The 21,346-nt window shown below is 57.5% G+C and carries 23 protein-coding genes; 11 read left to right on the forward strand and 12 right to left on the reverse strand.

The genetic code is table 11. The annotated features are described in order from the left end of the window. Window positions 1–75 precede the first annotated feature (75 nt). The 5 genes from potG (at window position 76) to rlmC (ending at window position 4,807) form a co-directional block, all read left to right on the forward strand. Entirely contained in the window at window positions 76–1,209 is a 1,134-nt protein-coding gene (gene potG / locus ACCC84_RS01540; protein WP_004965065.1) for a putrescine ABC transporter ATP-binding subunit PotG, read from the forward strand. 21 nt (window positions 1,210–1,230) lie between these two features. Further along, window positions 1,231–2,196: a putrescine ABC transporter permease PotH gene (potH, locus tag ACCC84_RS01545; protein WP_004965063.1), complete on the forward strand. Its 966-nt coding sequence runs from the start codon at window positions 1,231–1,233 to the stop codon at window positions 2,194–2,196. After that, window positions 2,193–3,038 carry a putrescine ABC transporter permease PotI gene (gene potI / locus ACCC84_RS01550; RefSeq protein WP_198772767.1) on the forward strand — a complete coding sequence of 282 codons (846 nt, stop codon included), beginning with the start codon at window positions 2,193–2,195 and terminating at the stop codon, window positions 3,036–3,038. The genes potH and potI overlap by 4 nt, the downstream gene beginning before the upstream one ends. A 102-nt stretch (window positions 3,039–3,140) precedes the next feature. Beyond that, entirely contained in the window at window positions 3,141–3,623 is a 483-nt protein-coding gene (locus ACCC84_RS01555) for a YbjO family protein (protein WP_198772766.1), read from the forward strand. Between the two features lie 56 nt (window positions 3,624–3,679). Next, a complete protein-coding gene (gene rlmC / locus ACCC84_RS01560; protein ID WP_371901477.1) occupies window positions 3,680–4,807 on the forward strand; it encodes a 23S rRNA (uracil(747)-C(5))-methyltransferase RlmC in 1,128 nt (375 codons plus the stop codon). 50 nt (window positions 4,808–4,857) lie between these two features. Here rlmC and ACCC84_RS01565 read toward each other — a convergent pair whose 3' ends face one another. From ACCC84_RS01565 to ACCC84_RS01595, 7 genes are all read right to left on the reverse strand, one after another. Then, the gene (locus ACCC84_RS01565; RefSeq protein WP_039992279.1) at window positions 4,858–5,592 is read right to left on the reverse strand and encodes an arginine ABC transporter substrate-binding protein; all 735 of its coding nucleotides are present in this window, start codon (window positions 5,590–5,592) and stop codon (window positions 4,858–4,860) included. 196 nt (window positions 5,593–5,788) lie between these two features. Continuing rightward, window positions 5,789–6,457 (reverse strand): arginine ABC transporter permease ArtM, encoded by a 669-nt coding sequence (gene artM, locus ACCC84_RS01570; protein ID WP_004965055.1) that lies wholly within the window; start codon window positions 6,455–6,457, stop codon window positions 5,789–5,791. Next, window positions 6,457–7,173 carry an arginine ABC transporter permease ArtQ gene (artQ, locus tag ACCC84_RS01575; protein WP_004965053.1) on the reverse strand — a complete coding sequence of 239 codons (717 nt, stop codon included), beginning with the start codon at window positions 7,171–7,173 and terminating at the stop codon, window positions 6,457–6,459. Before artQ ends, artM begins: the two co-directional genes overlap by 1 nt. Window positions 7,174–7,182: 9 nt before the next feature. After that, window positions 7,183–7,914 carry an arginine ABC transporter substrate-binding protein gene (gene artJ, locus ACCC84_RS01580; RefSeq protein ID WP_198772765.1) on the reverse strand — a complete coding sequence of 244 codons (732 nt, stop codon included), beginning with the start codon at window positions 7,912–7,914 and terminating at the stop codon, window positions 7,183–7,185. A gap of 33 nt (window positions 7,915–7,947) precedes the next feature. Continuing rightward, window positions 7,948–8,676 carry an arginine ABC transporter ATP-binding protein ArtP gene (gene artP, locus ACCC84_RS01585; RefSeq protein WP_198772764.1) on the reverse strand — a complete coding sequence of 243 codons (729 nt, stop codon included), beginning with the start codon at window positions 8,674–8,676 and terminating at the stop codon, window positions 7,948–7,950. A 262-nt stretch (window positions 8,677–8,938) separates the two neighbouring features. Next, window positions 8,939–9,484: a lipoprotein gene (locus ACCC84_RS01590; RefSeq protein ID WP_004965044.1), complete on the reverse strand. Its 546-nt coding sequence runs from the start codon at window positions 9,482–9,484 to the stop codon at window positions 8,939–8,941. 110 nt (window positions 9,485–9,594) lie between these two features. Continuing rightward, on the reverse strand, window positions 9,595–10,080 hold the full coding sequence (locus ACCC84_RS01595; protein WP_004965043.1) for an Lrp/AsnC family transcriptional regulator: 486 nt from the start codon (window positions 10,078–10,080) through the stop codon (window positions 9,595–9,597). A 170-nt stretch (window positions 10,081–10,250) separates the two neighbouring features. Here ACCC84_RS01595 and ACCC84_RS01600 point away from each other — a divergent pair, with 170 nt between their 5' ends. The 3 genes from ACCC84_RS01600 (at window position 10,251) to ACCC84_RS01610 (ending at window position 11,989) form a co-directional block, all read left to right on the forward strand. After that, a complete protein-coding gene (locus ACCC84_RS01600) occupies window positions 10,251–10,673 on the forward strand; it encodes a DUF2000 domain-containing protein (protein WP_004965040.1) in 423 nt (140 codons plus the stop codon). A 104-nt stretch (window positions 10,674–10,777) separates the two neighbouring features. After that, entirely contained in the window at window positions 10,778–11,101 is a 324-nt protein-coding gene (locus ACCC84_RS01605) for a heavy metal-binding domain-containing protein (protein ID WP_088499643.1), read from the forward strand. A gap of 51 nt (window positions 11,102–11,152) precedes the next feature. Further along, the gene (locus ACCC84_RS01610; RefSeq protein WP_371901478.1) at window positions 11,153–11,989 is read left to right on the forward strand and encodes an N-acetylmuramoyl-L-alanine amidase; all 837 of its coding nucleotides are present in this window, start codon (window positions 11,153–11,155) and stop codon (window positions 11,987–11,989) included. Here the strand turns inward: ACCC84_RS01610 and ACCC84_RS01615 are convergent, their stop codons facing one another. After that, complete coding sequence (locus ACCC84_RS01615) at window positions 11,990–13,000, reverse strand: 3-beta-hydroxysteroid dehydrogenase (RefSeq protein ID WP_004965035.1); 1,011 nt, start codon at window positions 12,998–13,000, stop codon at window positions 11,990–11,992. It lies immediately after the preceding gene. A gap of 156 nt (window positions 13,001–13,156) precedes the next feature. Beyond that, window positions 13,157–14,596 carry a DUF2867 domain-containing protein gene (locus tag ACCC84_RS01620; RefSeq protein WP_371901479.1) on the reverse strand — a complete coding sequence of 480 codons (1,440 nt, stop codon included), beginning with the start codon at window positions 14,594–14,596 and terminating at the stop codon, window positions 13,157–13,159. A gap of 154 nt (window positions 14,597–14,750) precedes the next feature. Between ACCC84_RS01620 and ACCC84_RS01625 the strand changes: the two genes are divergently transcribed. Next, window positions 14,751–15,095: a DUF1294 domain-containing protein gene (locus ACCC84_RS01625; protein WP_004965029.1), complete on the forward strand. Its 345-nt coding sequence runs from the start codon at window positions 14,751–14,753 to the stop codon at window positions 15,093–15,095. Between the two features lie 16 nt (window positions 15,096–15,111). On the opposite strand, the gene ACCC84_RS01630 is transcribed toward ACCC84_RS01625, so the two are convergent. After that, window positions 15,112–15,939 carry a MurR/RpiR family transcriptional regulator gene (locus ACCC84_RS01630; protein ID WP_198772761.1) on the reverse strand — a complete coding sequence of 276 codons (828 nt, stop codon included), beginning with the start codon at window positions 15,937–15,939 and terminating at the stop codon, window positions 15,112–15,114. A gap of 168 nt (window positions 15,940–16,107) precedes the next feature. On the opposite strand from ACCC84_RS01630, the gene ACCC84_RS01635 reads away from it, so the two are divergent. Together ACCC84_RS01635 and ACCC84_RS01640 are read left to right on the forward strand one after the other, a co-directional pair. Further along, window positions 16,108–17,664 carry a PTS transporter subunit EIIC gene (locus ACCC84_RS01635; RefSeq protein ID WP_371901480.1) on the forward strand — a complete coding sequence of 519 codons (1,557 nt, stop codon included), beginning with the start codon at window positions 16,108–16,110 and terminating at the stop codon, window positions 17,662–17,664. Beyond that, window positions 17,661–18,353, forward strand: a complete 693-nt coding sequence (locus ACCC84_RS01640; RefSeq protein WP_004965024.1) for an N-acetylmannosamine-6-phosphate 2-epimerase — start codon at window positions 17,661–17,663, stop codon at window positions 18,351–18,353. Before ACCC84_RS01635 ends, ACCC84_RS01640 begins: the two co-directional genes overlap by 4 nt. Window positions 18,354–18,390: 37 nt before the next feature. Here the strand turns inward: ACCC84_RS01640 and ltaE are convergent, their stop codons facing one another. Both ltaE and poxB read right to left on the reverse strand, forming a co-directional pair. Next, complete coding sequence (ltaE, locus tag ACCC84_RS01645; protein ID WP_004965022.1) at window positions 18,391–19,407, reverse strand: low-specificity L-threonine aldolase; 1,017 nt, start codon at window positions 19,405–19,407, stop codon at window positions 18,391–18,393. A gap of 103 nt (window positions 19,408–19,510) precedes the next feature. Then, window positions 19,511–21,232 (reverse strand): ubiquinone-dependent pyruvate dehydrogenase, encoded by a 1,722-nt coding sequence (poxB, locus tag ACCC84_RS01650; protein ID WP_004965021.1) that lies wholly within the window; start codon window positions 21,230–21,232, stop codon window positions 19,511–19,513. Window positions 21,233–21,346: the final 114 nt, after the last annotated feature.

Below are 21,346 nucleotides of genomic sequence, written 5' to 3' on the forward strand. Positions count from 1 at the left end.
GCCTGCCTTGCCCTTGTTAGTGCCACGGCGATCGCCGTGGTTTTTGAGCTGCCTTAGCACCGGAGAACACCCCGATTGAACGACGCGATCCCCCGTCCTCAAGCCAAAACGCAGAAGGTGTTTACCCCTCTGCTGGAAATTCGCAACCTGACCAAAACCTTCGATGGCCAAAACGCCGTGGAAGACGTCAGCCTGACCATCTACAAAGGCGAGATTTTTGCCCTGCTTGGCCCATCCGGCTGCGGCAAGTCGACGCTGTTGCGCATGCTGGCCGGCTTTGAACAGCCGACCCGAGGGCAGATCATGCTGGATGGGCAGGATCTGGCGCTGGTGCCGCCCTATCAACGCCCGGTCAACATGATGTTTCAGTCTTACGCGCTGTTCCCGCACATGACGGTGGAGCAAAACATCGCCTTCGGTCTGAAACAGGACAAAATGCCACGTGGCGCAATCAATGAACGGGTCGCGGAAATGCTGTCGCTGGTGCATATGCAGGAATACGCCAAGCGTAAGCCGCATCAGCTGTCCGGCGGCCAGCGCCAGCGTGTGGCGTTGGCGCGTAGCCTGGCGAAGCGGCCGAAACTGCTGCTGCTGGATGAACCCATGGGCGCGCTGGATAAAAAGCTGCGCGATCGGATGCAGCTGGAAGTGGTGGATATTTTGGAGCGAGTGGGCGTTACCTGTGTGATGGTTACCCACGATCAGGAAGAAGCAATGACCATGGCAGGACGTATCGCCATCATGAACCGCGGCAAGTTTGTGCAGATCGGCGAACCGGAAGAAATATACGAACACCCGAACAGCCGCTTCAGTGCGGAATTCATCGGTTCGGTCAACGTGTTTGACTGCGTATTACAGGAACGCCAGGACGAAGCGCTGATCCTGCAAAGTCCGGGGTTGCGTCATGCGATCAAGGTCGATCCTGACGCCTCGGTGGTGGACGGCGTACCGATCCAGGTGGCGCTGCGGCCGGAAAAAATCATGTTATGCGACGAAGTGCCGCAAGACGGCTGCAACTTTGCGCTGGGAGAGGTGGTGCATATCGCCTATCTGGGCGATCTGTCTATCTACCATGTAAAGCTGCTCAGCGGTCAGATTATCAGTGCTCAATTGCAGAACGGTCACCGTTTCCGCAAGGGGATGCCGACCTGGGGCGACGAAGTGCGCCTGTGTTGGGAAACTGACAGTTGCGTCGTGTTGACGGTGTAGGCCGTCGGTGAGGATTCCGTTATGACACTGTTTTCTGAAGGTACGCCGCCGCAGCCCGCGATCCGCTCGCCTGGGCCGCTGGAAGCGTTGTTCCGCCGCCTGCGCATGGCCCATGGCCGCAAATTGGTGATCGCGCTGCCTTACCTGTGGCTGATATTGCTGTTTTTACTGCCGTTCCTGATCGTATTTAAAATCAGCCTGGCGGAAATGGCGCGCGCCATTCCACCTTATACCGATCTGGTGAGCTGGGCGGACGGGCAATTGCAGATTGCGCTGAACTTCGCCAATTATCTGCAACTTACCGACGATCCACTGTATATCGAGGCCTATCTGCAATCCTTGCAGATCGCCGCGGTCTCCACGCTATGCTGTCTGGCGATCGGTTATCCGCTGGCCTGGGCGGTGGCGCACAGCAAACCGTCCACGCGCAACATATTGTTGCTGCTGGTGATCCTGCCCTCATGGACCTCGTTTCTGATCCGGGTGTATGCCTGGATGGGGATCCTGAAGAACAACGGCATTTTGAACAATTTCCTGCTGTGGCTCGGGGTTATCGATCAACCGTTGGTGATTCTGCATACCAATCTGGCGGTGTATATCGGCATCGTCTATTCCTACCTGCCATTTATGGTGTTGCCGATCTATACCGCATTGATACGGCTGGATTACTCGCTGGTCGAAGCTTCGCTGGATCTGGGCGCGCGGCCGCTGAAAACCTTCTTCAGCGTGATTGTTCCGCTGACGCGCGGCGGCATTATCGCCGGATCGATGCTGGTGTTTATTCCTGCGGTGGGGGAGTTCGTTATCCCGGAATTGCTCGGCGGGCCGGACAGCATCATGATCGGTCGCGTGCTGTGGCAGGAGTTCTTCAATAACCGCGATTGGCCAGTGGCCTCGGCGGTAGCGATTGTGATGCTGTTGCTGCTGATCCTGCCAATACTCTGGTTCCACAAACACCAGAACAAAGAAATGGGAGGGCAGGGATGAACAACTTGCCGGTAGTGCGTTCGCCATGGCGCCGGGTAATTCTGGCGCTGGGCTTTACCTTCCTGTATGCGCCGATGCTGATGCTGGTGATCTATTCGTTCAACAGTTCGAAGCTGGTAACGGTGTGGGCCGGCTGGTCCACCCGCTGGTATAGCGAGCTATTCCATGATTCGGCGATGATCGGTGCGGTGGGACTGAGCCTGACCATTGCCGCCGCCTCGGCAACGGCGGCGGTGATCCTTGGCACTATAGCCGCCGTGGTGATGGTGCGTTTCGGCCGTTTTCGCGGTTCGACCGGCTTCGCCTTTATGCTGACCGCACCGCTGGTGATGCCCGATGTGATCACTGGGTTGTCACTGCTATTGCTGTTTGTGGCGATGGGGCATGCCTTTGGCTGGCCGTCGGAACGTGGCATGTTCACCATCTGGCTGGCGCACGTGACCTTTTGTACCGCCTATGTCTCGGTGGTGATTAGCTCCCGTTTGCGCGAACTGGATCGTTCAATCGAAGAAGCGGCAATGGATCTTGGCGCCACACCGTTGAAAGTGTTCTTTGTGATCACTTTGCCGATGATTGCACCGGCGCTGATTTCTGGCTGGATGCTGGCGTTTACCCTGTCGCTGGACGATCTGGTGATTGCCAGCTTCGTCGCCGGCCCCGGTTCGACCACCTTGCCGATGCTGGTGTTCTCTAGCGTGCGCATGGGGGTAAACCCGGAAATCAACGCCTTGGCGAGTCTGATTCTGCTGGTGGTGGGCGTGATTGGCCTGATCGCCTGGTGGTGGATGGCGCGCTCGGAAAAACAGCGATCGCGCGATTTGCAAAAGGCCGCCCGTAGCTGATTGCCTGTAAACCTGCTATTTTTTGCAATTATATTCTCACAATAAATGATTCACTGACTTTATACGCCGCCGCCTGGCGGCATTTCGTTTCGGAACGCGGATATGTCAGACATGTTGAGAAGCAGGCAGGGAACAATAAAAGCGCAATCTGATGCACCGGTGGCGGTGATGGTCGCCGGCAGCGCTATGGTGGCGATTAAATGCGTCAGCGTGCTATTGCTGCTGGGAGAGCTTGGCGTGTCCGGCACACGGGAGTTTGTCAGTACCAGCGCACAGGCCTGGGATTCCACACTGATCTTTTTGGCGGGGATTTTGATGCTATGCCTGCAAATCTATTGTGGCTTTGCCGTGATGCGTGGCCGCAACCGGGGCCGTTGGGGTTATGTGCTGTGCCAGGCGGTGGTGGTCGGTTATTTGCTGTTGGCGACCATCGGCAGTTTTTTACCGGAAGTATTTACCGTTGACGGTGAAACCAACGCTCAAATCCTGCATACCCTGATGCTCGAAAAAATCCCCGACGTGGTGATTTTGGCTTTGTTGTTCCTGCCCGCCGCCAGCCGACGCTATTTCGCCGCCCGTCGCTGAGTGCTAAACTCTGCGCCCTCAATCTGTGCCTGTAGTTAGAAAGATGAAGGTATCTTATGCATTGCGCGTTGTACACGGCGGGCAGCTGTCGTTCCTGCCAGTGGCTGGAAAAGCCTTATTCGCAGCAACTGGCTGACAAACAGCATCACCTGCAAACGCTGCTGGCCGGGCGCCAGGTGGCGCAATGGCTGGCGCCCGCCGCGGGTCAACAGGGCGCTTTTCGTAATAAAGCCAAAATGGTGGTCAGCGGCAGCGTAGAGCGCCCGCTGTTAGGCATGCTGCACCGTGACGGCACGCCGGTGGATTTATGCGCCTGCCCACTGTATCCCGCCAGCTTCGCGCCGATGTTGACGCTACTGAAAACGTTTATCGCTCGCGCCGGTTTGACCCCGTACAACGTTGCTCGTAAACGTGGCGAACTAAAGTATTTGTTATTGACCGAAAGCACGCTGAACGGCGAGGTGATGCTGCGATTTGTCTTGCGCTCGGAAAGCAAATTGACGCAGCTGCGTGCCGCTTTGCCATGGTTGCAGCAACGTTTGCCACAGGCGACGGTGATTTCCGCCAATATTCAGCCGGTGCATATGGCGATCCTGGAAGGCGAGCGGGAAATCCCGCTGACCGAGCGACAGGCGCTGAAAGAGCGGTTTAACCAGGTGCCGCTGTATATTCGCCCGCAAAGTTTCTTCCAAACCAATCCGCAGGTAGCGGCCGATCTGTATGCTACCGCGCGTGACTGGGTGCAGGCGCTGGCTATTGACAGCATGTGGGATCTGTTCTGCGGCGTCGGCGGCTTTGGACTGCACTGCGCCCGCGCGCAAACGCGTCTTACCGGTATTGAAATCAATGCCGAAGCCATTGCCTGCGCGCGGCAATCGGCGGCGGCGCTGGGCTTACGTCAGGTTAATTTCCAGGCATTGGATTCCACCCATTTTGCCACCGCCGAAGGCGAGGTACCGCAGCTGGTACTGGTGAACCCGCCCAGACGCGGTATCGGCCAGGCGCTGTGCGACTATCTGCACCGTATGGCACCGGACTATATTCTGTATTCAAGCTGTAACGCGCAGAGTATGGCAAAAGATCTGGCGATGCTGCCGGACTACCGGATCGAACGCGTGCAGCTGTTCGACATGTTCCCGCATACCGCGCATTATGAAGTGTTGACCCTGCTGGTGCGCGGTTAAGCCGGTGCCAGGCAGGCGGGGCGCAACAATGCGCTGCGCCCCGGAGCGGATTACTGTGGGAACCACTTATCGTTGATGGCCTTATAGGTGCCGTCAGCCTTGATGGCGGCCAGCGCGGCGTTCAGTTTGGCCAGCAATGCCTGATTGTCCGGGCGAACCGCTATGCCCAGCCCGGTGCCGAAATATTGCGCGTCGGTAATGTGCTCGCCGACCGGCGCCAGGTTCGGGTTGCTCTTCAACCATTCATTGACCACCGCGGTGTCGCCGAACACGCCATCAACCCGGCCGTTCTTCAGCTCCAGAATGGCATTCTGATAGCTGTCGTAGGCGACGGTATTAATTTCGGGATGTTTGTCCTGCATGTATTTCTGATGGGTGGTGCCGTTTTCCATCCCCACTTTTTTGCCTTTCAAATCAGCCAGAGTGGCGTATTTGCCCTTTTGCGCGATGACAATCGCCGAGTTGGCATAGTACGGCTGGGTAAAGCTGACCTGCTTGCTGCGCTCTGGCGTGATGTCCATGCCGGAAATGACCGCATCGTATTTTTTGAACTTCAGCGCCGCAATCAGGCTGTCGAACGCCTGGTTGGTAAAGGTGCATTCGGTCTGCATCTGTTTGCACAACGCCTTGGCCAGATCGATATCAAAACCGACGATTTGATTATTGGCATCCAATGATTCAAACGGTGGATAAGTTGCCGAGGAGGCGAAGCGAAGCGTCTCGGCAGCCTGCACGCTGAAGCTCATTGCGGCCAGCACCGCCGCCGCGACTAATAATTTTTTCATGCGAAAACTCCTGTCTGCAAATTTGATTGTCATTATGCGGCCATCGTTTGATTTTTCTGACGAAATGCGACGGGGTGCCGCTGATGGTGCCGTAGATAACCATGCCATTGAGTGAATTAATATGCAATAAAAATGATTAAAAAATTAACGTGTTGGAGGGCGGCCCTGCGGGACACAGGGCCAGAACACGACGGGATCAGTTTCGGCGTTCAAACGCCAGCGCGCGGCGTTCCACCAGACGCATCAGCAGCGTCAGCAGGCCATTGACGATCAGGTAGACCAGACCAGCGGCGGCGAAAACCATCACGTCGTAGGTGCGTCCGTACATCAACTGGCTGTAGCCCATCACTTCCATCAGCGTAATGGTGTAGGCCAGCGAGGTACTTTTAAACACCAGCACCACCTCGTTGGAATAAGAGGACAGGGCACGTTTAAAGGCAAAGGGCAGCAAGATGCGCAGAGTCTGGCGGCGTGACATGCCGAGTGCTTCGCACGATTGCCATTGGCCGGCCGGGATCGCCCGTACCGCACCGTAGAACAGCTGGGTGGTGTAGGCCGCGCTGTTGAGCGCCAGCGCAATCATGGCGCACAGCCACGGTTGCGACAGCAGGCTCCATAACCACGGGTAATCGCGGATGGCCGGGAACTGACCGGGGCCGTAGTAAATCAGGAAAATCTGCACCAATAGCGGCGTACCGGTAAACAGGGTGATATAGATTTTCACCAATGGCGTCAGCACCGGGATTTTCAGCGTCAGGATCACCGTCAGCAGCAGCGACAGGATCAGCGCGACCACCAGTGCGGCCATCGTCAGGGTCAGGCTGGTGTGCAGCCCTTTGGCGATTTCCGGCAAATATTCCAGCATCAGACCGGCCCTCGCTCAAAACGTGTGGTACGCAGCTCGATGCGCTTGATTACGTATTGACTCAACAATGTGACCAGCAGGTAAATCGCTGCGGCAATCACATACCAGGTAAAGGGTTCCTGGGTGCGGGTGGCAATGCTTTTGGTTTGCAGCATCAAATCGTTCACGCTGATCAGCGACACCAGGGCGGTGTCCTTCAGCAGCACCAGCCACTGATTGCCCAGCCCCGGCAGCGCATGACGCCACATCTGCGGCATGATCAAACGGAAGAAAATCGCCGCCTTGCTCAGCCCGAGCGCCTGGCCCGATTCCCATTGCCCCTGCGGCACCGCTTTCAGCGCGCCGCGCAGCGTTTGCGACGCGTAGGCCGAATACAGCAGCGCCAGCGCGATCACCCCACACAAAAACGGGCTGACTTCGAAGTTTTCGATATCAATCTGGATCGGCAGCTCAAACAGGCCCAGATTGAGCGTAAAGCCGTCGGACAAGATCAGCAGCAGTTGCGACGAACCGAAGTAAATAAACAGCACCACCAGAATTTCCGGCAGGCCGCGCAACAGGGTGACCCAGGCGGTGCCCAGCCAACTGACGACATTCCAGCGTGCAGACTCCCAGACGGCAAACAGCATCGCCAGGATAAGGCCAAGCGCCAGCGCGCACACCGCAAGGCCGACGGTCATCCCGGCGGCGCTTGCTAAAGGTTGAAATTCATTCATTGGGGTTGATTACTGCTGAAACCATTTTTTATAGATGGTTTCGTAGGTCCCATCCTGCTTGATCTTGTCCAGTGCAGCGTTGAACTTGCCCTGCAGATCGGTGTTTTTCTGGCGAACGGCGATGCCAAGGCCGGTACCGAAGTAGCCCTTATCGGTTACCTTGTCGCCGACGGCGGTCAGTGCGTCATTCTGTTTCAGCCATTCATTGACCACGGCGGTATCGCCGAAGACCGCATCGACGCGACCGTTTTTCAGATCGAGGATCGCGTTCTGGTAGCTATCGTAAGGTACGGTAGTGATTTCCGGGTGCTTGTCAGTCAGGAATTTCTGGTGCGTGGTGCCGTTCTGCACGCCGACCTTTTTGCCCTTCAAGCTGGCGACGTCGGCCACTTTGCCTTTCTGCGCGATGAACAGTGCGGAGTTGTCGTAGTAAGGTTTGGTGAACAGCACCTGTTTTTCACGCTCGGGGGTGATGTCCATGCCGGCCATCACGGCGTCGAAACGCTTGAACTTCAGGCTGGGGATCAGGCTGTCAAACGCCTGATTGGTGAAGGTACAGGTGGCCTGCATCTCTTTACACATCGCATTGGCCAGATCGACGTCAAACCCCTGGATCTTGTTGTCGGCGCCAACGAATTCAAACGGCGGATAAGAGGCTTCGGTAGCGAAACGAATCGTTTCGGCTGCGGTAGCGGAAACGCTGATGCCGGCTAAAACGGCGGCAATTATTAGTTTTTTCATCGCAAACTCCCCTAAAAACAGCTGGTGTAATAATTAGTGTGATAAATAGTTGGCAAACTCGGTGGTCTGTGGCTGGGCAAAATGGCTGGCGTCGCCCTGTTCTACCACCCGGCCGTTTTCCATGTACACCACGCGGCTGGCGGTCTTGCGCGCCACTTCCACTTCGTGAGTTACGATCACCTGGGTAATGCCGGTGCCGGCCAGTTCGCGAATGATGCTGACGATCTGGGCGGTAATTTCGGGATCCAGCGCGGCGGTGGGCTCGTCGAACAGCAGCACCTGCGGTTCCATCATCAGCGCCCGTGCGATCGCCACGCGCTGTTGCTGGCCACCGGACAGATGCAGCGGGAAGCGATCGGCAAAATCGGTGAGGCGCAGACGCGTCAGCAACTTGTCGGCACGCGCCATCGCCTGCGCCTTGCTCAGACCCAGCACGCGGCAGGGCGCTTCGATCAGGTTTTGTACCACGGTGAGATGCGGCCACAGGTTGTACTGCTGAAACACCATGCCGACGTTCTGCCGCAGTTCGCGAATGGCTTTTTCGCCCGGAGCCTGCTTGAAGTCGAACTGGTTGCCGGCAATCTGCAAATGGCCGGAACGCGGCATTTCCAGCAGGTTAAGCACCCGCAGCAATGAACTTTTGCCGGCGCCGCTTGGACCAAGCAGCACCAGCGTTTCTCCTGCTGGACAATCCAGCGTGATGTTAAACAGCGCCTGATGCGCGCCGTAAAAGCAGTTTATCTCTTTTAGTTGAATGCTCATGCGCCGGAATTGAATAGACATTGATGCCGCGAATGTTAACTTCCACAGAATACTTATGCAATCTTTGTGAGTTAAAATTTATTACTGCGCAGCGGGATAATAAAAGAATAGCACAACATATCGTACTGCACGCCAGATGGCTGGTTTTGTCGCGCACGGTGTGAGATGGCTAGCGAAATTTGTTTGTTCGATTAAAAAAACAGCGGAATCAATGTGGTGAACGGGCTGCCGAACGGGGGGATCGGCAGCCGCGGCGGTAAAATTAACGATTTTCCAGAATCTGGCGCAGGGTGCCGCTGGCGGCATGCGCGGGAACGTTCATATAACGAACGTCATCAACCACCCAGCAGCTGCCTTCACGTACCATCAGCACTTCGTTTTGCCAGCTTTTGGCACTGCCGCCGTCTTTTTGATAGCTCAGTTGCACGCGTAGCGGAATATTCTTGGCGTCGGTATTGGGAATGGTGGAGGAACTGGCCACCTTGGCGCTGGTGGCGCCTTCGGCATTACCGGTCAGCAAATCGCCTGCCGCCGGTTGGCGCCCTGCGTTCTGGTTGGCACTGAGCAGATCCTGATACAGCACTTTGCTCAGGTACGGCTGGAACTGGGCCAGACGATTGGCGTCCGGCAAAGTGAGGCTACCCTGTTCGATGCGCAGATCGTAGAACCTCTGTGCCACCTGGCTTGGGCCGCCTTCGATGCACGCGCCGGTGCGGGTGCCAATATCCTTATAGGCCGGCTCGACGGTGGTACACGCACTTAACGCCAGGGCTAAAGGTAAAACCGCCGCAATCGTTTTTGTTTTCATCTCATTACCTTATGTGATGTTTCTTGAAGATCGACAACTTACAGTTTATACGCAGAAAACTTTACCACCAAAATACCCGACAGGTTTTATCAGATGCTGCACTTTTTGCCTTATCGCTGCGCCGGCTTCTTGATCGGGAATGCCACGAACGGTTTGATTTCCTTTAGCACGAACATGCTTTGCATTTCCTTGATGCCGGGCAGGCGGCGGATCACCGACATGGCGAACTCGGCGTAGGTGTCCAGATCCCTTGCCACCACCTGCAACAGAAAGTCTGCATCGCCGCCGATGCTGTAGCAGGCTACCACGTCGTCCAAATCGCTGACTTGCTGTTCAAACTTCAGCGCTTCGGCTGCGCTGTGACTGTCGATGCTGACGCGTATGAATACCATCACGCCTAGCCCAATCTTGCGGCGGTCGAGCACCGCGCGATACCCCTGGATCACCGCGTCATCTTCCAGTTTGCGCACTTTGCGCCAGCACGGGGAGGCCGACATACCGATTTGATCGGCTAATGTCTGGTTAGTGACGCGCGCATCCTGTTGCAGAGCGTCAAGAATTTTTATCTCTGCCGGTTCCAAGCTGCTTTTATTCATTTTATTTCTCTATGCGGCTGTAAATTGGTTAATCCTACCCAATTTGGCGGGTGTTTCAAGCCATATAGGTCACTTTTACCTCAAGGTGACTGGCATAATAATCCTCGGTCGTTTCCAGGTTGTCGAAGCGAATAGCTATGCAATTTGATTAATTTCTTTAAGGAATAAAAATGAAGTTTGATGCTGCGGTGCACAAGTGCGCCATTATTGTCGATCGGGATCTGGGTGTGGGGCTGTCAATGAATGCGGTGAGCGTGATCGGCATTGGCTTTGGCAAAACGCTGGAAAACCTGGTGGGGTCGGATGTTGCCAGTCAGGACGGGGTCAATTACCCCGGGGTAATTTCGGTACCGTTGCCGATCTTGCGTGCATCGGGAGCCGCGCTGCTGGCGTTGCTGGCCCGTACCGAGCACGATGACGAGATTTATTGCATGCCGTTCAGCGCGTTGGCGCAATCATGCAAAACCTATGACGACTACCGTGCACGGATTGCGGCGGTAGCCAGCGAGCAAATCGAGCTGGTGGCGCTCGGCCTGATCGGGCCGAAAAAGAAAATCAACGCGCTGACCGGCAATCTGCCGCTGTACCGTTAACGTCAGCCAACCGTGGCGCGGCACTTCCGGTGACCTGCGGCAGAACATAATGCTAAACTGGTGGTCAGAGTAAAGCGATTAAGGCATATATCAAGGAGATCACCATGCAGCTTTCCACCACCCCAACTCTGGAAGGATTCACCATTAGCGAATATTGCGGCGTTGTCACCGGCGAAGCGATCCTCGGCGCCAACATCTTCCGTGATTTTTTTGCCGGCGTACGTGACATCGTCGGCGGCCGTTCCGGCGCCTATGAAAAAGAGCTGCGCAAGGCGCGTCAACTGGCATTCCAGGAACTGCAGGAACAGGCGAAGGAACTGGGCGCCAATGCGGTGGTAGGGATTGATATTGATTATGAAACCGTCGGCAAAGACAGCAGTATGCTGATGGTGACGGTCAGCGGCACGGCGGTAAAGGTCGCGCGTTAATCCCGCGAGGCCCGGCATTACGCCGGGCCGCATGACAAACCAGGAGGGCGCGTGAGCAAGTGGTTATGGATTGCCGCTATCGGGGTGCTGGCGGGCTGCCAGGGCCAACCGCAGAATACCGTCGTCGACCATGGCGGTTATCGGCTGGAAACCCTTCATCAGGCGCAGGGCGCCGATCAACGTATTCGTTTTCTGGTGATGCATTACACCGCCGAAGATTTTCATTCCTCGCTCAAGACCCTGACTGACGAACACGTCAGCGCCCATTATCTGTTGCCGGCGCGGCCACCGGTGCAGAACGGCAAGCCGTTGGCGTATCAACTGGTGCCCGAACAGATGCGTGCCTGGCATGCCGGTGCCAGCCAATGGCGCGGTCGTAGCGGCCTGAATGACACCTCAATCGGCATCGAAATTGTCAACCGCGGTTATCAGCGTCGGTTGCTGTCACAATCCTGGCAGCCTTACACGCCGCAACAAATTGCACTGTTGACCGAACTCGCCCGCGACATTATTGCCCGCTACGGCATACAACCCGTGGATGTGGTGGGGCACAGCGATATCGCGCCGCAGCGCAAACAGGATCCGGGGCCGCTCTTTCCCTGGCGGCAACTGGCGCAGGCTGGGGTGGGGGCCTGGCCGGATCCGGGCGTGGTGCAGCATTATCTGGCGGGGCGCAAGCCGCAGGCGCCGGTGCCGATGCTGCCGCTGCTGGCGAAGCTGGCGCGCTACGGTTATACGGTTGATGCCAAATGGGACGCGCGGCAGCAGCACAACCTGTTGGCGGCATTTCAGATGCATTTCCGGCCCAGCGATTATCGCGGTGAGCCGGATGCGGAAAGTGAGGCGATTATCGATGCCTTATTGCAGAAGTACCCGCCAGCGCGCTGATCACAGACCGTGCAGCTTGCCGTGATTTTTTAACCAGCGGGCGGTGCGGGCTATCCCTTCGTCCAGCGATACGATCGGTCGGTAGTCAAGTTCCTGCTGGGCGCGCGTGGTGTCCAGCGTCAGGTCGAAATTGAGCTTTGCCACGCCGTAGTGGGTCAGCACCGGTTCTTTTTCGCTTTTGCTGCCCAGTTTTTCCATACCACGAGCCATCATGTCGAGCATCGGGTAGGGCACCGAGCGAATGCGACACTTCATGCCCAACTCATCAATCAGCTGCTGCACGACCGTTCGTAACGGACGCGCCTGCTGATTGGTAATGTTGTAGGCGCGGCCGGACGGCGTGTTCTCTTTTTGTGTCGCCAGCCACATGGCATGCACCGCATTTTCCAGATAGGTCATATCCACCAGTGCCGCGCCGCCGCGTGGCAGCAGCAGGTTGCCGTAGTGTTTGATCATATGCAGCAGGCGCGGCAGCATCACCTTATCGTGCGGGCCGAACAGCCCCTGCGGGCGCAGAATGGTGAAGTGGGTCTGCGGATTGGACATCGCCAGTTGCTCAATCACCTGCTCGCCGGCGGCTTTGCTACGGGCAAATTCATTGGCGTAGCGCACCGGGCGGAACTCTTCGGTGACATTGCGATGGTGATGATAATCAAAGTAGATCGCCGGCGAAGATATATGGATAAACTGGGCGACGCCATACGCTGCCGCCCATTCTCCCAGGCGGCGGGTAGCGCGCACGTTGGCCAGTTCGAAGGCTTCTTCGGTACCCCATGGCGAGGTAAAACTGGAACAGTGCCACAGCACGTCCACTTCGGCCAGCATCGCTTTGGCCTGTGAAGACACCAGATTGGTGAGATCGGCTTGAATGAATTCGGCGCCCATTTTCTCCAGCAGGCTGCCCATGGCCTGATTACGACCGGTAGCGCGCACTTTAATGCCCTGACGGCGGAGATATTCAACGGCGTTTCGGCCTAACCCACTGGTTGCGCCGGTGACCAATACCTTCATAACGAACTCTATTCTCACCAAAAATCAGAGGGCTGGGCGCAGTTTTCGCGTCCCAGCAAATAAGGTGCCATTCTTTCGTGATTTCGTGCGCTATGCAATCGGAAAGGGCCTATCCACAGCGGCAAACTGTGCGGTTGATCGACAATTGAGCATTGCCTACGGCAAACGGTGGTCGTATTGCTCCGCAAGCTGCGCAATGCGTTTCGCCATGCCGCGGAAAATAAACAGATGCGCCGGCATCATGGCGAACCAGTACAGCAGACCGCTGAAACCGGCCGGGTGCCACCAGGCACGCACGTCCAGCGTACGCCGGTTGCCATGATCCCTGATGCTGAACACCAGACGGCCCAACCCCGGCGCCTTCATGCCAAACAGCAGCGCCATCTGGCGCTCCGGTTTGATGGTGATCACTTTCCAGCCGTCAACCACGTCACCCACCGCCAGCGTTTCCCGTGGCGGTCGGCCGTACACCACGCCGTTACCGATCATGTCGTCCATCCGAGCGCGGATCTGCCACAGGATATTGGCGTAAAAATAGCCCTCTTTGCCGCCCAACTGCTGAACCACGTGCCACAGTGCCGCGGCGGAAGCCTGCGTGTCCAGCGCGTAACCGGCCTGTTTGGGATAAAAGCCGTAACCGGGGCGCCAGCGGGCACGAGCCTGCGCGTCGTAGCCCCAGTCGGCGGAGTCGACCACTTCATCTTCACGACGCAGCGTTTCTCTGACTGCGTCGTCAAAGGTGGTTAAATGCTGTGGAATCAACGCTTGCAGCGGCGTGCCGTTGGCGGGCAGATCGTGATTCAACCCCTGGATCAGCGCGCGGGCAATCGAGGTCGGCACCGAGGTGACCATGCTGATAAACCACACCGAAATAAAACGCGTTGGCAGCGGGATGGGGATCAGCCAGCGCTTTTTTCCGCTGATGGCGATGAAACGCTCGAACAGGGTTTGATAGCTGATATATTCCGGCCCGGCAACGTCAAAAATACGGCTTTCGTCAGCCGGGTGGTGCAACAGTTCGGCCAGATAGACCAGCAGGTTTTCCAGGGCGACCGGCGACGATTTGGAACGCACCCAGCGTGGCGGCGTGAGGATCGGCAGGTTGTAAACCATGTCGCGCATGATTTCGAACGCCGCCGAGCCCGGCCCGACGATGATACTGGCGCGCAGCTCGGTGACCGGAATACCGCTCTGACGCAGGATCTCGCCGGTCAACTTGCGCGCCAGCAAATGCGGCGAACTTTGCCCTGCCGGCTGTAACGCACCGAGAAAAATCACCTGCTTGACGTTGGAACAGCGCAGGGCATCACGCACGTTTTCGGCGGCCTGACGCTCTTTTTCGATAAAGTCGTCGCCATCACCCATGCCATGGATCAGGTAATACACCACGTCGGTGTCCAATAGCGCGGCCGCCAGCGTTTCCACTTGGTACACATCGACATAACGGCAATCGACCTGCGTCCAGCGTTGCTGCTGCAACCATTCGAGGCGGCGGGCAGCGGCGGTGATGGCATGCCCCTGTGCCGCCAGATGGGGGATCAAGTTTTGCCCGATATAACCACTGGCGCCAAGTACCAGGATGCGTTGGGGGATCATCAGCACGACCTTATGCAACAGATAACGGTAAATACAGCCTAACCTAGCATGCCAACTTTGCGGTATAAATGCACTTTTTGTAAGGATAATGGGTGGTTGCAACGATTGCCGCACGGCGTCACACTACGCGCCGTCACTTTATGCGGGCTTTGCTATGCGATTGAACCTGGTGTGTTATCTGTTGTTGGCGCTGGCGTTTGTAGCCAGTTGGTTTTTCCTGCATCCGCTGTGGATGTGGTTGCTGCTGGTGAACCTGCTGACGCTGGTGATCTACGGCGTGGACAAGCTGGCGGCGATCAACGCCTGGCGACGGGTGCCGGAGTTGACGCTGTTGCTGTATGGTGTCGTCGGCGGTTGGCCTGGCGCGTTATGCGGCCAGCAGCTGTTCCGGCATAAAACCAGCAAACAGCCGTTCAAAACCTGGTTTATATTCAGCGTGGTACTGAACGTGGCCGCGATAGCGGCCCTAGGGTACGCGGTTTATGGTCGTTTCCTGTAGCCACCCGCATCGCTGACTACAGCAATAGCGGCAGCGTGGCGCTGGCGGTGGTTTGTACCGACTGCAGATAGGCGGCATCACGTTGCGCCAGTTCGGTCGCCATTAATTCTACCAGCAACATCGCCCCGACCTTGGCCGGCAGCGCGCCAGCGTTCAGCGGTCCTTCGGGTTTGGCGGCCACCAGCAGAGTATTTGCCAGTTTTGCCAGCGGGCTGCGCTGGTTATTGCTGATGACGATCACCTGCGCATGACGTTGCTTCGCCAGGGTCACCGCATGCAGAACGTCTTTGGTGGAGCCGGAACTGGAAATGGCTATCGCCACGTCGTTTTCCGCCAGCGATGCGGCATTCATTGCCGCCCGGTGCATATCGCTGAACAGCAGCGCCGGCTTGCCGAGACGTAACAGTTTATACTGCAGAAAATCGCCGATAATCGCGCTGGCGGCGACGCCATAAATCTGTATCGAGCGGGCCTGATGCAGCGCCAGTGCCGCCTGCTGCAAAGCCAGCCGATCGAGCAGCGCTCCGGTATCGCGCAGCGCCTGCACGCTCTCTTCCACCAGTGATTCGCTGACGCTCCGATCGTTGGCCGTTTCCTGTGTGCCTTGCTGCACACACAGTGCCAGTGCCATCTTGAATTCGGTATACCCCTTGCAGCCCAGGTGGCGGCAAAGTCGCGTAACGCTGGCTTCGCTGGTGCCACTCTCGCGTGCCAGTTCGGTAATCGTGAAGTAGAGCACCCTGGACGGTTGCTCGATGACATAATTCCCCAATTTGTGCAGCGTCGGGCTGTAACCCGCCAAATCTTGTCGCAGCCGCAACAACAAATTTCCGCTATTCATCACGTTACCCTTTTGATTTGGTCTTTTTCTATTGTGACGGAAAGGCGTTGTCGCCCGCCAGTGAATTCCACGCTTTGTGATGACGATCATCTTTGTGATTAAAATTTTCAGTTATTGATTTTATTTGTGGTAAAAATTTTCATCAATAAAAAATATAAACGAGGAAAATTTATGTCATCAATCGGGGAAACATCGTCGAAAAGCTGGTTCGAAAAAGCCCAGCTTTTCGGTAAATCGTTTATGTTGCCGATCGCTGTGCTGCCAGCCGCCGGGCTGCTGTTGGGCATCGGCGGGGCGCTCTCCAATCCCAATACCGTTGAAGCGTATCCGTTTTTGAATATCGGCTGGCTGCAAGGAGTGTTCAGCGTGATGGCCAGCGCCGGATCGATCGTCTTCGCCAATCTGGCGGTGCTGTTCGCCGTCGGCGTGGCGGTGGGATTGGCCAAAGGAGATAAGGGCACCGCCGGCCTGGCTTCGCTGATTGCCTATCTGGTGATGAACGCCACCATCAATGCGTTGCTAAAAATCAACGGCACGCTGGCGGCTGAAAACCCTGGCGCAGTCGGCCAGGGTATGATCCTTGGCGTTCAGACGCTGGAAACCGGCGTGTTTGGCGGTGTGACGATCGGTCTGGTGACCTGGTATCTGCATAACCGCTACAACAAGATTGCGCTGCCGCAGTTCCTCGGATTTTTTGGTGGTTCACGCTTTATTCCGATTATCAGTTCGCTGGCGGCAATGGCTATCGGGGCGCTGATGACCGCGATCTGGCCGTACGTTCAGCAGCTTATCTTTGGCCTGGGTGGATTGGTGGAGGCCACCGGTTATTTGGGCACCTTTATCTACGGCTTCGTGTTGCGCATGCTTGGCCCGTTTGGGCTGCATCACATCTTTTATCTGCCGTTCTGGACCACCGCGCTCGGCGGCAGCGAGGTGATTCAGGGGCAACTGGTTGAAGGCACCCAGCGTATTTTCTTTGCCCAGCTTGCCGACCCGACCACCCAGCAGTTTTACCTTGGCACCGCGCGTTTTATGTCTGGCCGATTTATCACCATGATGTTTGGTCTGCTGGGAGCCTGTCTGGCGATGTATCAAACCGCCAAACCGGAAAACCGCCAGCGGGTCGGGGGCCTGTTGCTGTCGGCAGCGCTGACCTCTTTTCTGACCGGTATTACCGAGCCGATCGAGTTTTCCTTCCTGTTTATTGCACCCGCGCTGTACGTGGTGCACGCGGTATTTGACGGCCTGGCTTTTATGCTGGCGCATATGCTGCAGATTACCATCGGCCAGACCTTCTCCGGCGGCTTTATCGATTTCATTCTGTTCGGCGTGTTGCAGGGCGAAGCGAAAACCAACTGGATGTGGGTGCCGCTGGTCGGCGTGCCGTGGTTCCTGTTGTATTACTGTACGTTCCGCTTTCTGATTGTTCGCTTCAATTTCAAAACACCGGGGCGTGCTGACGACACGGTCAGCGAAACGGTGCAGTCCGCGTCGGCCCGCGCGCAGCAGATTCTGGCTGCGCTGGGTGGCAAGGACAACGTGGTCGATCTCGACTGTTGCGCCACTCGGCTGCGCGTCACGCTCAAGCATGGTCAACGCGTCAACCAGGCCGAGTTGAAAGCCAGCGGCGCTCGGGCGGTGATCGTGCGCGGCAACGGCGTTCAGGTGATTTATGGCCCGCACGTTACCATTATTAAAAACGAAGTAGAGGAGTTATTGGATTTATGACGGTTTCCATGTTGCAGCAGATCAAAGGGAAATTGGTGGTGTCGTGTCAGGCGCTGGAAGGCGAACCACTGCACAGCGATTATATTATGTCGCGCATGGCGGTTGCGGCCGAAGCCGGCGGCGCGGCGGCAATTCGCGCCAACGGCGTTGAGGACGTGAAGGCGATCGTGCGTGCCGTCTCGCTGCCGGTAATCGGTATCATTAAACGTGATTATGCCGACAGCGCGGTGTATATCACGCCGACCCTGCGGGAAATCGATGAGCTGATGTGCCTGTCGCCGCAGATGATCGCCATGGATGCGACGGCGCATCCTCGGCCGGGGGGATTGTCGTTGGCTGAGCTGGTGCAGGCGATTCGCAGCAAATACCCACGGCTGTTGCTGATGGCGGATATCGCTACGCTGGCTGAGGCGATCAATGCCGATACGCTCGGCTTTGACTGCATCGGCACCACTTTGCACGGCTATACCGCGGAAACGCAGGGGCGCCAGTTGGCGCAGGATGATTTTTGCTTTTTGCGTGAGGTGCTGGCGGCGGTAGGACGACCGGTGATTGCCGAAGGCAATGTGGCAACGCCGGCCATGGCGGCACGCTGCCTGGCTCTGGGCGCGCACGCGGTCGTGGTTGGCGGGGCGATTACCCGACCGCAACAGATAACCCAGCGGTTTGTGCAGGCGATCGGTGGCTGAAGCGACCGCCCTGAACGGAGCAGGGCGGTATTTGCTTCTATCGTTGCTGTTGCAGGAACTCACGCCACAGATTGACCACCTGCTGCAAGTCCTGCCGGCTGACGTCGATGTGGGTGATAAGGCGGGTTAACGGGCCGCTGCTCAGTAACACGCCGCGCTCGCGCATCCACGGGCCCAGCTTGGCCGCCTGTTCTGCCGGTTGACGCAGGTACAGCACATTGGTCTGGGCGCCGGGTTCGACGATCTCCAGGCCGATATCGCGCAACTGCTGTTCCAGCCAGGTGGCATTGTTGTGGTCTTCCCGCAGACGCTCGACGTTGTTTTCCAGCGCATATAAGCCCGCCGCTGCCAGAATACCCGCCTGACGCAGACCGCCGCCGGTCATTTTACGCCAGCGAATGGCACGCTGGATAAATTCGCTGCTGCCGCACAGCAGCGATCCTACCGGCGCGCCCAGGCCTTTCGACAGGCAAAGGGTAAAGGTATCGCAGTATTGCACGATCTCTTGCAGCGGCACGTTGAGCGCCACCGCCGCGTTGAAAATGCGTGCGCCGTCGATGTGCAGCGCCAACTGGCGCTGGCGGCTGAACTCCCACGCCTGCTTCAGATATGCCAGCGGCAGCACTTTGCCGCTGATGGTGTTTTCCAGACTCAGCAGCCGAGTGCGGGCAAAGTGAATATCATCGGGTTTGATCGCGGCGGCGACGGCAGCAAGCGGCAAAGTGCCGTCGGCGTCGGCTTCTATCGGCTGCGGCTGGATGCTGCCCAACACCGCAGCGCCGCCGGCTTCGTATTTGTAGTTGTGCGCCTGCTGACCGACGATATATTCCTCGCCGCGCTGACAGTGGCTCAGCAACGCCACCAGATTGGCCTGGGTGCCGCTGGGCAGAAACAGCGCTGCCTGCTTGCCCGACAGGCGCACCGCTTCAGCCTGTAAGGCATTAACCGTCGGGTCATCGCCATAGACGTCATCGCCGACCTCGGCATTGGCCATGGCGGCGCGCATTGCGGCGCTGGGGCGGGTTACGGTATCACTGCGTAAATCGACAAACATGGACGTCCCTTATTCTGGATATGAAGGTTAGCGTTCCATCATAACCGCAATGGCGAACGGGGAAAGTGAAAACTGGGTGCGACGAATGTCACACCCATGGCCGTTAACGCAGCCAGTTGGTTTTGGCCAATTCGACCACTTCATCGCCGCGGCCGTTGATGATCGCGCGCAGCATATACAGGCTGAAGCCCTTGGCCTGCTCGAACTTGATCTGCGGCGGCATCGCCAGTTCCTGCTTGGCGGTCACCACGTCCAGCAGCGCCGGGCCGGGGTGTGCCAGCATCTCCTGTAGCGCAGCGTCCAGCTCGGAGGCCTTTTCCACACGGATGCCCTTAATGCCGGCGGCGTTGGCGATCGCCGCAAAGTCCGGGTTATGCAGATCGGTGCCGTCGGTCAGGTAGCCGCCGGCTTTCATTTCCATCGCCACAAAGCCCAGCACGCTGTTATTGAACACCACCACTTTGACCGGCAGCGCCAGCTGCGCCAGCGACAGAAAATCGCCCATCAGCATGGTGAACCCACCATCGCCGCACAGGGCAATCACCTGCTTATCCGGCGCGGTGGCCTGCGCACCGATGGCCTGCGGCATGGCATTGGCCATCGAGCCGTGGTTGAACGAGCCCAGCAGCCGTCGTTTGCCGTTCATCTTCAGGTAACGGGCAGCCCACACCGTCGGCGTACCGACGTCGCAGCTAAAGATCGCGTCATCGCTGGCATAACGGCTGATTTGCTGCGCCAGATATTGCGGGTGGATCGGTTGATCGTCATTACAGGTTGCCAGGCCATCAAGATCCTTGCGTGCTTCGCGATAGTGCGCCAGCGCCTTGTCGAGGAATTTGCGGTCGCTCTTTGGATCCAACTGTGGCAACAGCGCGGTCAGCGTGGTCTTGATATCGCCGACCAACGCGGTATTGACCGGACAGTGGGCGCCGATGCTGCCCGGATTGATATCAATCTGAATGATATTGGCGCCGGTCGGATAAAATGCCCGGTAGGGAAACTGGGTGCCGAGCAGCAGCAGCGTATCGGCGTTCATCATCGCATGATAGCCGGAAGAGAAGCCAATCAGTCCGGTCATGCCGACGCTGTAGGGGTTGTCCCATTCAATGTGCTCCTTGCCACGCAGTGCATGCACGATCGGCGCCTGCAGCAGTTCCGCCAGCTTGACCACTTCGTCATGCGCGCCGGCACAGCCGCTGCCGCACATCAGGGTAATGTTTTTAGCGCCGTTGAGCGTTTCCGCCAGCGCGTTCAGTTCGCTCATCGGCGGTTGTACCAGCGGCAGGCGTGGGGTTTGCCAGACGATATCGGCATCTTCCGGCGCCATGCGCAGCGCCACGTCTCCCGGTAGCACGATCACCGACACGCCGCGGTTGAGAATCGCCTTGCGCATGGCGATTTCCAGCACCCGCGGCAGCTGTTCCGGATTAGACACCAGCTCGCAGTAGTGACTGCATTCGCGGAACAGTTCTTGCGGGTGGGTTTCCTGAAAATAGCCGCTGCCGATTTCGCTGGAAGGGATGTGGGCGGCAATCGCCAGTACCGGTACGTGATTGCGATGACAGTCGAACAAACCGTTGATCAGATGCAGATTGCCCGGGCCACAGGAGCCGGCGCAGACCGCCAGTTCGCCAGTCAATTGCGCCTCGGCGCCGGCGGCAAAGGCGGCGACCTCTTCGTGTCGCGTGCCGAGCCATTCAATGGTACCCATGCGATGCAGGCTGTCGCTGAGGCCGTTCAACGAGTCGCCGGTGACACCCCAGATCCGTTTTACGCCAGCCCGGTCCAGGGTTTTGGCGATCAAAGTGGCTACTGTTTGCTTCATGATTCCCCCATCAGGTGAAAACACGCGGCTCATTCCGATGAGATGCGTGCAGAACAACTGCAAGCATAGCTCACAGCCGTGCGTCGTTGGCGTCAGGAACGGTAAAGCGCACCC

The organism is Serratia odorifera, assembly GCF_041448735.1.
GTDB classification, from domain to species: domain Bacteria; phylum Pseudomonadota; class Gammaproteobacteria; order Enterobacterales; family Enterobacteriaceae; genus Serratia_F; species Serratia_F odorifera.